Genomic DNA, 11,271 nt, shown 5'->3' on the forward strand with positions numbered 1-11,271 from the left:
CCCCCCACCAAAGGTGGAGGGCTAAAGATCTGAGGAAGAGTCCTAGAACTCAGTCTTGTGATCAGAACTTAAAGGTGGTCTTCATGATACCGCCGAACACGTCGTCCTTGCCGTCCTCGTCGATGCCGAAGATTGCAGGGGTGACAGTGATGTTGTCGCTAACAGCGAAGCTGTAGAAGACTTCCCACATGGTGTTGTCGACACCATCTTCATATGCGGGGGCAGAACCGATTGCGCCACCGAAGGAGTTGCCCTCAATGAACACGTCGCTCCACTCGAGACCCACATACCAGGAATCGATGTCGTCAGTCACGCCCTCTTCATCAGCTGAGGAATAACCGGTGCTGATGGAAGGAACGATGCCAGCATCAGCGGGCTTCCAAGCTGCAGCGACACTGAAGCCTTCGCGGTCAGCAGTGGAAGAGTTGCCGATGGCAAGACCAACGTTTTGGTCGAAGGAGTAACCAACCTGAGCAAGCAGGTTGCCGTCGAAGGCTTCACCTTCGTAGAACAGCTGCCAAGAAGAAGTAGAAGCAGACTCGTCAGTACCAATGCCGGCGCTGGAATCAGCACCATTTTTGGCGACGTAGTTGCCGCTCACCTTGAAGCCGCTGTCACCCAGGGTGTACACAGCACCGATACCAGAGCCAGTGAAGCCCAGGTTGTTGGTGGTGGGTGCACCGCCGTAGGTGAAGAAGTCGAGCAGCAGATCAGAGGGGTAGTACGTGGCATAGCCCGCGTACATGGAGGCATCGTCAGTACGGACGATGGGACCTGCGGTGACGCTCAGGGAGTCGCCAACAGGGAAGGTGTAGAACAGACGGCCAACCTTGACGCTGTTCTTCGAACCCATAGCGGTTTCGACGAAGGTCAGACCGGTTCCGAAGATGGAATCGTCGAAGTTGCCAGACCGCAGAACGGTGGTCAGCTGGTCCTTACCAGTGAAGGATGTTGCCAGCTTCAGACGGAGGTCGTAGTTGAGGGTAGTGGCTTCTTTGCCATCGATACCGTCGAGAGCACCCAGCACCCAGGCGGAATAGCCCTTCAGCTTGGTGGTGGTGGAGAACTGGGTAGCTTCCAGTTCGCCAACGCGGGCCTCGAGGCCGTCAACGCGACCCTTGAGGATGGCCAGCTCGGTTTCGAACTCAGCCATCAGGCGACGCAGCTCGTCGGTCACTTCGGTGACGCGGTCGAGGCAAGCGTTCAGCAGGGCAGCCGCTTCGAAGCGGGTCATGGCCCGGTTGCCACGGAAGGTGCCGTTGGGGTAACCGGCGACGCAGCCGTAGGTCTCAACCAAACCAGCCAAAGCCTGGTAGGCCCAGTCGGTGGGGTAGACGTCGGAGAATTGGGTGACGCTGGTGACCTGATCAGCGGAAGCCGCGTAATCAGAAACGCCGTTGATGTTCAGCTCGGCAGCATTGGCGCCGGTGGCCAGAAGACCAAGGGCGGCGGGAGCCACCAGCAGTTGCTGGAAAAGCTTCATTTTGGATTCCTCACACAGGAAGTTGGCGCTACTACGCCAATCCGGATTTTGAGGGCTGGCCACTCGTTATCCAATGCAGCTTGTGCCGGTACTTACATCGACATGCATCGACAGATACTCTCTGGGTCTCCAGCGAATTCACTCTGAATAAACGATGCCCCCGTCCGGCAGGCCGTACGGGGGCTCTCGCCGGGTCCGCTTTTGCCGCGGAACCGGATGATCAGTCAGAAGGCGCCGTTCAGCCGGCGTTCTCCGCGATCAGCAGACCCTGGATCAAACAACTGGAAATCATGGACACCTCCTCCTGAAGGATTGTGAATGCCGGCAACGCCTTCGGAATTGTGAGCACCTCACGAAAGAAGCACTCACCTCTCCACGCCGCTGCATCCTGAACATCCGGACCATACTCAGTTTTTGATGTGAAGAGGGGCCCCATGCGCTCCGGCTCAGCTCCTGACGCAGCACCCTGGATCGCATTGGTGGCGCTCGGTATAGCCGCTGCCGTGCTGGCCCTGATCAGCCTCGGCGATCTCCCCTTGCGGGACTTCGATGAAGCCACCGTGGCACGGGTGGCCCTTGAACTTCGCCACGGCCTCGGGGAAGCCCCGTTGCTCCCCACCCTCTGGGACAAGCCCTACCTCAACAAGGCACCTGGTCTGCACAGCCTGATCGCCCTCGTGATCGGCGCCACGACACAGCACAACCAGCTCCCTTCGGAGTGGACCATCCGCCTGGCACCCGCCTTGCTGTCGTGCCTGGTGGTGCCCCTTGGAGGCTGGCTGCAATGGACGCTGCGGCCGGGAGATCGCTCCAGCGCCCTCGCCACCAGCGTGATTCTGCTGACGCTGTTGCCGGTGGCCCGGCACGGACGTCTGGCCATGCTGGATGGCACCCAGCTGTCGGCTATGGCTCTGCTTTGGCTGACCCTGCTGCAGCTCGACGGCAGCCGAAACAGTGCGCTCTGGGGGAGCGTCGCCGGCCTGATGGCCAGCGCCATGCTGCTGCTCAAAGCCCCGCTGCTGGTGCCCGCGGCGGCGGCCGCCGGTTTGGCACTGGTCTGGGGCCAGGAATGGAGACGCTGGAACAACAGGATGACAGCCCTGATCGGGGTGCTGCTGGGCCTGGCACCCGGGATCGGCTGGCATCTCTGGCATGCCCATATCCGAGGGAGCCAGGCGCTCTGGCTCTGGGGCGGCGATGGCGCCGGGCGGGTTCTGTTAGATGCCGGCGAAGGCAGTGATCTGGGCTGGCGGGTCCCGGTGATCGAAGTGTTGGAGGGGGGCTGGCCCTGGCTGCCGCTGCTGCCCTTCGCCCTGGTCTGGGCCTGGCGCTGGCGTCAGAGTCGTTGGGGCCGTTGGTCACTGGCCTGCCTGCTCACTTTGGCCGGAGCCATTCTTCCGCTGCGCACCCAGCTCCCCTGGTACAGCCATCCGCTCTGGCTGCCCATCGCTCTCCTCTGTGCTCCGCTGCTGGTCTGGCTGGTGGAGTGGCCATTTTCTTCCAAGAGTGCACCCGAGAGCCCAAATCCCCCCTGCCGCTGGCTGCTGTTGCGGCTTCCAATGTTCTGGTGCGGGCTCGGGCTGCTGCTCCTGCTGCTTTGGCTGAGCAGCTTCAGCAGCATTGGTAGCAGCCTTGGGCCCTACCGCGGCCTGGCGGGCCTGCTAGGCCTCGGCTGGTGTGGCGGCGGATGGTGGCTGCGCTCTGGCGCACCACAGCAACGACGCCTTGGGGTGATCAGCCTCAGCTGCGGCAATGTGGCAGCACTGGTCCTGCTGTTTCACTCCCCCCTGTGGTTGTGGGAGCTCAACGAAACCTGGCCCGTGCAACCGGTGGCAGCCCTGGCCCGTGCCAACCCTGGAGACGAGATCCAGCTGAAGGGCTACGGCGAACGCCCCAGCCTGAACTGGTATGCCGAACAACGCATTCAGCGCTTTAGAGGTGGCCCAGGCCGTCGTCTCAGCGACAAGCCGCAGAAGGACTGCATCACCGAAGGCCAGGCGGGGCGATGGAGCCTGGCCAACTGTCGGTAACCTGAGCCCGACTGGAGCGCACTGTGTCGTCCACCGCGGAACGTGAAGGAACGACAAGCCACAGCGGCCTGTCCGTGGTGCTGCCCACATTCAATGAAGGTGGTTCCATCCGCCAGGTGATCGAAGCCCTGCTTCACCTGGAGATGGATCATCCGCTCGAAATCCTGATCGTCGATGACGATTCCCGCGATGGCACCCCAGATCTGGTTCGCGCCCTGGCCCGCCAGGACCCAAGAATCCGGATCATCCAACGCGTTGGACGCTCCGGACTGGCCAGCGCCATCAAGGAAGGCCTGATCGCAGCCCTCTATCCCATCGCCGTGGTGATGGACAGCGATGGACAGCACGAACCGACCTCCGTGAGCGAGGCCTTGCAGCTCCTGGATCGAGAGGGACTGGACCTTGTGGCGGGCAGTCGTTTCCTCGACCACTCAGAAATCCGGGGACTCAGTGATCGACGTACCGATGGCTCCACCCTCGCCAACCGTCTGGCCCGTTGGAGCCTGCCCAGGTCCTACCGGCACCTGAGCGATTGCATGAGCGGCTTCATGGTGCTGCGCCTCGAGCGCTGCCTGCCGCTGGTGCGTCAAGTGGACGTCAACGGCTTCAAATTCTTCTACGAACTCCTGGCCATTAGTCGTGGCCAGCTGAAGGTGGGAGAAATTCCGCTGCGTTTTCAGCCAAGGCTGCATGGCAGCTCCAAGCTCGATCTCGCCGTCCTCTGGGACTTCGTCGTGTCCCTGATTCACACCGCAACCCTGCGGCTGCTGCCGCGGCGGGCCATCAGCTTCGGGCTTGTGGGCGCCTCAGGCGTGGTGGTGCAGCTGCTATCCACAGCACTGTTGATGAGCCTGTTCAACCTGGCGTTTCAGCAGGCGCTTCCTGTGGCGGTGATTACCGCCGCAAGCTCGAACTATCTGGTGAACAATGCCCTCACCTTTCGCGACCGACGCCAGAGCGGACGGCAATTGCTCCGGGGGTTGCTGAAGTTCCTGCTGGTGGCCTCCCTGCCGGCCCTTGCCAATGTTGGCCTGGCTACCAGTTTCTACACCCTGATCCAGGCCCATACGCTCTGGGCCCAACTGGCGGGCATTGTTGTCGTCTACGTCTGGAACTATGCGGCCTCATCCCGATTTGTCTGGAACAGCCCCTAAGCCGACCTGGCTGCCCATCGTCCTGGGAAGCCTGCTGCGGCTGGTGCAGATCTGGATGCCCGTGGTCGGCGTTCACAGCTGGCGCCAGGCCGACACTGCAGCCATGGCAAGGCATTTCAGCCAGCAAGGCACTCCGATCTGGCTGCCTCAGATCGATTGGGGCGGTGCAAGTGCCGGCTTTGTGGAATCGGAATTTCCCCTCTACCCCTTTCTGGTAAGCCGCCTGTACAACCTGATAGGCGTGCAGGAATGGCTGGGTCGCGGGCTGTCGGTGCTCTGCAGCGCACTGACCATCTGGCTGGTGATGCGCCTGGGCCGGCGTTGGTTCACCCCCCAGGTCGGTTGGTGGGCGGGCATGGCCTTCGCCCTCGCACCCTTGGGGGTTTACTACGGAAGGACGTTTCAGGCAGAAGCCTTATTAGTGCTGTGCGCCGCGGGATCACTAGAAGCCCACAGCATCTTTGTTGAACGACGAAAAGCCTTGGCGCTGAGCCTGAGCTGGATTTGCTTTACCGGAGCAGCACTCATCAAAGTGATTCCTTGGCTCTGGCTAGGCCTACCTCTACTACTCGTGCAGCTCACACCATCGCCTCGCGCAAAGGCGGAATCTCCTGAGCAGATGCTGCGACGGCTCTTACGCTTGTCTCTGAATCCCTGGTTCTGGGTGTATGTATCAACGGCCCTCGCGGTTACGTCAGCCTGGTACGTGCATGCCTACCAGCTAGGTGAAGCAAGCGGCTTGACGTTTGGATTCTGGGGAGAGGATAGCGATCGTAGCAACATCGGGTTAGCACTAAATCTCTCAAGCTGGGTGAATCTTGCAATCCGAACTGGTCTACGTGCGCTTGTTGTAACAGGAGTCCCCTTGCTGATGATCGGCACCATGAGGTGCTGGAGATTTGGCGGAGGGCGCATAGCACTTGGAGGAGCCGTCGGGATGCTGATTTGCACCGTTGCGACGATGAGATCAAGCACCGTGCATGAGTATTACCAATTCCCCTTTTTACTATTCAGCTCACCGCTTGTAGGCCTCGGGTGGCAAACCCTGCAGCACAAACAACGACGCTGGACGATTCAAATATTACTCAGCATCACATTAATCGCCAGCCTTTCAATCCTCTCATTTGACTACTGGGCAGTAGAAATACGACGACTAAGCACCTGGATGCCCCTCGCAGAAAGCATTCGAAAAGAAATCCCAGTCAATGCCCGAGTTGTTTGTGTCACTGATTCAGACCCAACACTGCTAAACCTTGCACGAAGGCAGGGATGGATCATCCCAAGCAGAGAACTAACAATAGATCAACTCAAAAAACTCAAAGACGATGGAGCCAGCTACGTAACGGGCAGCCTGAACTGGCGTAACACTTATACGCCAATGCAAGAAGCCGAATCAAATAGGATAAGGGAACTAATTCAGGCACATAATATATCTTTTATAGATAACAAAGAGGAGACATATTTGATTCCAATAAAAAACTTGATACCTTAGGTAATTTACGCTAACTCGTAAAGTTAACATATTATCTAAAGTAAAAATTTGATATTTTATGACTAGACAGATCCTGCAAGACCTGACTCTTCGAAGACTCTACTGCGACCAAGCACCGACCATATTCAGCGGACAAGCCACCCAAAGACCGCAATACATAAGAATTATCCAGGTAAAATCTTAGGATTGTTTCATCTTTACTAGGAAGCCCATAAAGATATACACCGGACTTACACTCACTATTAATAGAGCTAGCCAATGCCTTGAGATCCTTGTTAGTACTCCAAATAATACCGCTTGCTGATAATGCAGAAATAGTCAAATATTGCGCCATGAGAAACGCAAAAATCGAGGCAAAAGGAGAAAGCTTTCGCCGAGAGAAAAATCTAGAATAAAAAGCATAGAAGCATAAAATAGAAGAAGAAATTATTGCAAAAAATCCAGTATAAAATGCGGCATCAAGCAGATAGTCACGCTTAAAATAAAGAGCACATGCACCCAACATATAAAGCACAAACATGACACCAGCAAAGCCAGTCTCAAACCTAAATGCGCTTCTTTTAAATATTAAATTCATACGAGCAATATTCAGCGCAAGCAGGGGCACAAGAGGCAGCAAATAATGATAATGCCTAGTCCCTATAAAAGACAATAAGATTATATAGATTAATGGAAATAATATTGTCAACGCATTAAGCTCAATTCGCAATCCACATGCTTTATCAGAAAATAATCTTTTGCCGAAAGATTGCATGCGTGGCAAAAGAAAGACAAATGCAGGAAACGTCAATAATACAAGCCTAGTGAAGTAGAATGGAAGACTGGAGAATAAATTCCATTCAGTAACATCAGCTTTTCTCGAAGCAAACGAAACAAGAGAAACCAAGCCAGAGTATCCGTGGTCTTCAAAAACCGATAAGAGATTAAACATTAACGGAATGGAACCTAGGAATAGACCACTTATTGCCCAAATCCAAAATTGGATACTGCGCACATATTGCAGCGCAAGAATTAGTGGAAATAACGATACAAGCGGTATTAATGCCACCAAACTTCGCACAAAAAAGGACATTGCGACGCACGCACCAAAGCCAAATATTTTCCAGCGAAACACTCTACGAGGTGCATCTTTAGCAGAGGTTAAAAAATATACTTGCGCCATGATTAGTGCTATCAAAATCATATCAGGACCTGCTGTACGCAACGACTGAAAATAAATAGGCATGGCAATTAATGCCAAAGAAGCAACTAAAGAATTCAGGGGCTTAAAGTATCTCAGAGAAGTAAAATAAAAGAGCAATGTTGCTATATATCCTGCTACAATGCTCGGTAATCTAGAAGCCCAGTCGCTAATTCCAAAGATCTTCAGACTTATAGCGATTGCCCAATACGAACCAACTGTTTTGTGGTGTGGCGATGCAAATGGAGAGAGCCAATCACCTGAATCAGATATTAATTTTGCTCGCCTTGCATAAAGGCCTTCGTCATGAGCAATTAAACTCTGCACATCAGCCCACATTAGCGAAATAAAGACGATAAATATCAATAGAGATAGAAGAAAAATATGCACATTTATAGTTTTCTTTTTAAGAAGAGAACACATTGAAAGCCTGATAAGCAACTGCATTAAAAAAGAAGGAGTAGCTCTCAACAAAATTCACAGTATCGATACAGGGTATTGCACATCACTCACTCAAGACATTGATAGCCCGTCCAACTTTGTAAATATAGTACCTTTCTGGCTTGTTATACGATCGAAGAAAACTTTTGACAAACTCAATCGATATATCATCGGAGATCGTTAAATCACCTCGCCCAAAATCATGCTTTAAATTTGAGCTATTGCTTAGAATTACAAGCAACGAATTGATATTTGGATGTGAATCCATGTATTCCTGAATATAATCCAATGAGTTCTCTCTACTTAATGATGAATTCCGATTAATCCACTCAGTAAAGGTGCCTAATCGATTGATTTCAGGATAATAAATTGATTTCCCAAGATAACCCGAGACAGAAGCAAGCTCTACATCCCTGGAACCAAACAAAGGCCAGTTAGCATACTCTGAATTTCTTATAAAAGCAGCAACTTCTTTGCTCGCAGAATATGGATAAACAATATCGAGGGAAACTCTATGAATCCCTGCAAAAAAATGAATAGCTAGAATAAAAGACAAAAATAGCGAAAATCCAGATCTAGATTCAATTAAGTTGGACTCCTTAACATTGGCCACCAAACTACTGCAAGATGCAGAAAGATCTGATCTACAAAGCCAAACCGAAGCCATTATAATTATAAAATAAATTCCGAAATGCCTTGAGCCTGCTCCACTATATACAGCAGCATTAAAGCAAAGCAAGCAAAATGTAGACGAACAATAGAACAATAGAGCTTTTCGTGAACGCCATATATACAAGATAGTAGCGATGATTAATGCGACAGATACAGCAGCAGACACTGATAAATCAAGCCATCGGGAGGAGTCAGGTACAATTAAAATATTACCGCCCAAGTATCTGCCAAACGCGACTAAAATTGACTTCAAGCTTACTTCAATGGACGCACTATCAATACTTCGGGAGGTCTGAAAAAGGCTATTTAATGACAGCCACGAAGCGATAAATAAAAGAATCGCAGACGCAAGGCAACTCAAAGAATCTACAGAAGAAAACTCCCACTCACCTTTGCGCAATCTTTTATATAAAAAGTCATCGGCTATTGCAATAAAAAATCCAATTGCAATACTCCAAGCGAGAGCATGAGTATTTAGCAGCAAAGCTATAAGAACTGATATATAAACTAGGCTATAATTTCTCTTGCTTACATAAATTACACCAATAAAGGACAAAAGCTGTATTACAACATAGTGCCTAGAGATAAGGCAATACTCCCAAAATGGGAAATAGCCAAATGTGAATAATAACTTCTGAAACTTTGAAAAAGGAGCTCGTCTTAAAAATATAAGCACACAAATCGCGGCAAATGACCATTGCATTAGCTGCATGGACAGTGGGTTTTCATATATCAGCGAAGAAATAAACGTTAATAATGGGTAAACTATAGGGTGCCCAGATGGAGCATTATTATTCCACAGCTCAAAAACATTTGAGCTTCCTACTGCTACTAACCAACCCTGCATCTCATCACGCCAAAGCACATGTGAAGAGACGCCAACTAGTGTAGTCACGATATAAAGTATAAATACTAATTTAAGTGAAATTTTTGAGTTTAAATCGCGTATAGACATCAACTTTTTAAATAGGTAAGGCATGTAAAGCGTAAGCACAGATGGCACAAAAAGATAATTTGTAACCAAATTTAATTACCTTTTGAATTCAAAAATATCGACCACCAGGCGAAGTGTTGATTACAATTTACGAGCCCAGAGCGAGGTGCGAGAAATACTTAAGTCTGATCTAGAGAATATTTTTACCAAGCAACGGCAAGCTAATGCAAACAGATTTGCCATTTTGTGTCGTCCAGAAACCATCAAAAAGAGCAGCCTAAATTTCAAAATAAGTGCAAATAATTTATAAAAGTTTTATCAAATTATTGTATACAGACCTTCATTCAGAAGGATGTTCTTGGTGTAGAAGGTCTCGAATTCGGGATCTTCTGCAGCGCGGATTTCCTGTGACACGAAGTCATAGGCGCGCAGGTTGAGGGCCAGGCCGATGATGCCGATGGAGCTGGTCCACAGGCCCATCACAGGCACGAACAGCATGAAGAAGTGCAGCCAGCGCTTGTTGGAGAAGGCGATACCGAAGATCTGACTCCAGAAGCGGTTGGCGGTGACCATGGAATAGGTCTCTTCTTCCTGAGTGGGCTCGAACGCCTTGAAGGTATTGGCCTGCTCACCGTCCTCAAACAAGGTGTTTTCCACCGTGGCGCCGTGAATGGCGCAGAGCAGTGCACCGCCGAGGATGCCGGCGACGCCCATCATGTGGAAGGGGTTCAGGGTCCAGTTGTGGAAGCCCTGGAGGAAGAGAAGGAAGCGGAGGATCGCAGCCACACCGAAGGAGGTGTAACCCCCTTGCAGGTCATAGCCCAATGCAGCACCTTGCTAGAAGCACAGGTTAAGCAAAGGTTTAGGAACGAAGTATGAGGCCGGAGTTCATCCACCCCACAAGCGAACCGTGATTAAAAAACCCACTACAGCAAATCCAAACCAGATCGGGATCATTCCACTGACGCCAAGATCGATCCGAAAGCTGCTGACTACCGTCACCGGAGGACTATTGGTTGCCCACAGCGTCGTGCAAGTGGGCATTTATGGCTTTGGGGCGAAGAAACATTGGCTCGACAGCCTCAACATGGATCGGGAGCTCAACTTGCCCACCCTGTTCAGCAGCGGGCTGTTGCTGATGGCGGCCCTGTTGATGCAACGACTGGGGCAGAGCAGCGATCGCATCGCGACCAAAGACTGGCGTTTGCTCTCGAAGATTTTCATCTTTCTCGCACTCGACGAAGCCCTTCAGATCCACGAGATCCTGATCATTCCAGGGCTCAGGCACCAGGTGCACCCAGCTCTGGCATCCACCTGGGTGGTGCCCTACGCCGTCCTCGCCCTCATCCTGCTGTGGCGCTTTCGCCGCTTCCTCGGCTCAATCTCCCGAGCAACGGCATCACGGTTGTTGCGAGCAGGGGCCGTCTATATCGGCGGTGCCATCGGCATGGAGATGATCGGCAGCTTTGCCGTTCGATCGAATCTGATCCGACTGCATAGCCCCTGGTACGGCGCCATCACTGGCCTGGAGGAAGCGCTGGAGCTGGTTGGCATCATTCTTCTCATCGATGCACTGCTGCGAGCGCTGCTCGATCAACGCAACAGCCTCGATCTCACCTTGCGTCTGGGACCTGATTCAGACAGCTACTGAACCAAAAAAAAAACCGCCCGGATGGGCGGTTGAAGAAACAATCGGCCTTGAGATCAGAGGGCGTTGCCGCGGGGCAGAACCTCTTCAGGGAAGACGAAGTTTTCGTGCGGCTGGTCAGCCGGTGCCATCCAGGCACGCAGACCTTCATTCAGAAGGATGTTCTTGGTGTAGAAGGTCTCGAATTCGGGATCTTCTGCAGCGCGGATTTCCTGTGACACGAAGTCATAGGCGCGC

At 52.2% G+C, this 11,271-nt stretch carries 7 protein-coding genes and 2 pseudogenes; 4 read left to right on the forward strand and 5 right to left on the reverse strand.

Going from position 1 to position 11,271, the window contains the following annotated elements; genetic code table 11:
* Window positions 1-61 precede the first annotated feature (61 nt).
* Entirely contained in the window at window positions 62-1,483 is a 1,422-nt protein-coding gene (locus AAXE93_RS11860; RefSeq protein WP_390130994.1) for an iron uptake porin, read from the reverse strand.
* 479 nt (window positions 1,484-1,962) lie between these two features.
* On the opposite strand from AAXE93_RS11860, the gene AAXE93_RS11865 reads away from it, so the two are divergent.
* From AAXE93_RS11865 to AAXE93_RS11875, 3 genes are read left to right on the forward strand one after another with little or no spacing between them, the layout of a single operon-like run.
* Entirely contained in the window at window positions 1,963-3,513 is a 1,551-nt protein-coding gene (locus AAXE93_RS11865) for an ArnT family glycosyltransferase (RefSeq protein ID WP_390130996.1), read from the forward strand.
* A gap of 23 nt (window positions 3,514-3,536) precedes the next feature.
* Window positions 3,537-4,667, forward strand: a complete 1,131-nt coding sequence (locus AAXE93_RS11870) for a glycosyltransferase (protein WP_390130998.1) — start codon at window positions 3,537-3,539, stop codon at window positions 4,665-4,667.
* Between the two features lie 55 nt (window positions 4,668-4,722).
* Complete coding sequence (locus AAXE93_RS11875) at window positions 4,723-6,159, forward strand: ArnT family glycosyltransferase (RefSeq protein WP_390131000.1); 1,437 nt, start codon at window positions 4,723-4,725, stop codon at window positions 6,157-6,159.
* A 31-nt stretch (window positions 6,160-6,190) separates the two neighbouring features.
* Here AAXE93_RS11875 and AAXE93_RS11880 read toward each other — a convergent pair whose 3' ends face one another.
* The 3 genes and pseudogenes from AAXE93_RS11880 to AAXE93_RS11890 all read right to left on the reverse strand — a co-directional run.
* Window positions 6,191-7,786 (reverse strand): ArnT family glycosyltransferase, encoded by a 1,596-nt coding sequence (locus tag AAXE93_RS11880; RefSeq protein ID WP_390131002.1) that lies wholly within the window; start codon window positions 7,784-7,786, stop codon window positions 6,191-6,193.
* A 58-nt stretch (window positions 7,787-7,844) separates the two neighbouring features.
* Window positions 7,845-9,407 carry a hypothetical protein gene (locus AAXE93_RS11885; protein WP_390131004.1) on the reverse strand — a complete coding sequence of 521 codons (1,563 nt, stop codon included), beginning with the start codon at window positions 9,405-9,407 and terminating at the stop codon, window positions 7,845-7,847.
* Window positions 9,408-9,719: 312 nt separating this feature from the next.
* Window positions 9,720-10,181 (reverse strand): annotated as a pseudogene (locus AAXE93_RS11890) (photosystem II D2 protein (photosystem q(a) protein)); the annotation flags it as partial.
* 217 nt (window positions 10,182-10,398) lie between these two features.
* Between AAXE93_RS11890 and AAXE93_RS11895 the strand changes: the two are divergent.
* Window positions 10,399-11,037 carry a hypothetical protein gene (locus tag AAXE93_RS11895; protein ID WP_390131006.1) on the forward strand — a complete coding sequence of 213 codons (639 nt, stop codon included), beginning with the start codon at window positions 10,399-10,401 and terminating at the stop codon, window positions 11,035-11,037.
* Between the two features lie 53 nt (window positions 11,038-11,090).
* Here the strand turns inward: AAXE93_RS11895 and AAXE93_RS11900 are convergent.
* A pseudogene (locus AAXE93_RS11900) lies at window positions 11,091-11,271 on the reverse strand (photosystem II D2 protein (photosystem q(a) protein)); the annotation flags it as partial.

Source organism: Synechococcus sp. HIMB2401 (assembly GCF_042883245.1).
In the GTDB taxonomy this organism is placed as follows: Bacteria; Cyanobacteriota; Cyanobacteriia; order PCC-6307; family Cyanobiaceae; genus Parasynechococcus.

Bases quoted from the DNA above. Each gene is read 5' to 3' on its own strand.
- AAXE93_RS11880 (WP_390131002.1), bottom strand. From the start codon at position 7,786: ATGCAGTTGCTTATCAGGCTTTCAATGTGTTCTCTTCTTAAAAAGAAA.
- AAXE93_RS11885 (WP_390131004.1), bottom strand. From the start codon at position 9,407: ATGTCTATACGCGATTTAAACTCAAAAATTTCACTTAAATTAGTATTT.
- AAXE93_RS11875 (WP_390131000.1), top strand. From the start codon at position 4,723: ATGCCCGTGGTCGGCGTTCACAGCTGGCGCCAGGCCGACACTGCAGCC.
- AAXE93_RS11860 (WP_390130994.1), bottom strand. From the start codon at position 1,483: ATGAAGCTTTTCCAGCAACTGCTGGTGGCTCCCGCCGCCCTTGGTCTT.